The 1504-nt window shown below is 66.6% G+C and carries 2 protein-coding genes; both read right to left on the reverse strand.

The features are described 5' to 3' along the window. A partial coding sequence (locus IV113_RS22885; RefSeq protein ID WP_291090060.1) for an FAD-binding protein occupies positions 1-921 on the reverse strand: 921 nt, incomplete at its 3' end. 11 nt (positions 922-932) lie between these two features. Next, positions 933-1504, reverse strand: a 572-nt coding sequence (locus IV113_RS22890; protein WP_291090063.1) for an electron transfer flavoprotein subunit beta/FixA family protein, incomplete at its 5' end; no start/stop codon positions are given.

Genomic DNA, 1504 nt, shown 5'->3' on the forward strand with positions numbered 1-1504 from the left:
GATCAGCTCAGGCACGGCCTCGAAGAGATCGGCCTCCAGGCCATAGTCGGCCACCGAGAAGATCGGGGCCTCGGGGTCCTTGTTGATCGCCACGATGACCTTGGAATCCTTCATGCCGGCCAGATGCTGGATGGCGCCCGAGATGCCGCAGGCCACGTACAGCTGCGGCGCCACGATCTTGCCGGTCTGGCCCACCTGCCAGTCGTTGGGCGCGTAACCCGCGTCCACCGCGGCGCGGCTGGCGCCCAGCGCTGCACCGAGCTTGTCGGCCAGCGGCGTCATCACGTCGTTGAACTTCTCCGCGCTGCCGAGTGCTCGGCCACCGGAGACGATGATCTTCGCGGCGGTGAGCTCGGGGCGATCGCTCTTGGCGATCTCGCTGCCCAGGAACTTGGCCTTGCCTTCGTCGGCCACGGCCGTGGCCGTCTCTACCGCGGCGCTGCCACCGGTGGCAGCGACCGGGTCGAAGCCGGTGGTGCGCACGGTGACCACATGGGTGGTGTCGGTGCTCTGCACGGTGGCGATCGCGTTGCCGGCGTAGATCGGGCGCTCGAAGGTGTCGGCGCTGATCACCTTGGTGATGTCGGAGAGCTGGCCCACATCCAGCGCAGCGGCCACGCGCGGCGCGACGTTCTTGCCGCTGGCGGTGGCCGGGAACAGGATGTGGCTGTAGTTCGAGGCGATCGCCAGCACCTGCGCGGCCACGTTCTCGGCCAGGCCGTGTTCGAAGCCCGGGGCGTCGGCGTGGATCACCTTGGCCACGCCGGCGATCTGCGCGGCCGCGGCAGCAGCGGCGCCGGCGTTGTGGCCGGCGATGAGCACATGCACGTCCCCACCACATTGGGCGGCAGCGGCCACGGTGTTGAGCGTGGCGCCCTTGAGGGTGGCGTTGTCGTGTTCGGCAATAACGAGTGCGGTCATGTGTCGGTTCCTCAGATCACTTTGGCTTCATTTTTGAGTTTGTCCACCAGGGCAGCGACATCGGCCACCTTGATGCCCGCACCGCGCTTGGGCGGCTCGCTGACCTTCAAGGTCTTGATGCGCGGCGTCACGTCCACACCCAAGTCTTCGGGCTTGACGATGTCCAGCGTCTTCTTTTTGGCCTTCATGATGTTGGGCAGCGTCACGTAACGCGGCTCGTTCAGACGAAGGTCGGTCGTGATGACGGCGGGCAACGTGATGGAGAGGGTTTCCAGGCCGCCATCCACCTCGCGCGTGACGGTGGCTTTGCCGTCGGCGACTTCCACTTTCGAAGCGAAGGTGGCTTGCGGCAGGCCGGCGAGCGCAGCGAGCATCTGGCCGGTCTGGTTGCAGTCGTCGTCAATCGCCTGTTTGCCCAAAATGATCAGGCCGGGTTGTTCCTTGTCCACCAGGGCCTTCAGGAGCTTGGCCACGGCCAGGGGCTGCAGCTCGACCGTGGTCTCCACCAGGATGGCGCGGTCCGCGCCGATGGCCATGGCGGTGCGCAGGGTTTCCTGGCACTGGGTGACACCGCAGGAGACGG

The sequence above is a fragment of the Hydrogenophaga sp. genome (assembly GCF_018780385.1).
Lineage (GTDB): Bacteria > Pseudomonadota > Gammaproteobacteria > Burkholderiales > Burkholderiaceae_C > Hydrogenophaga.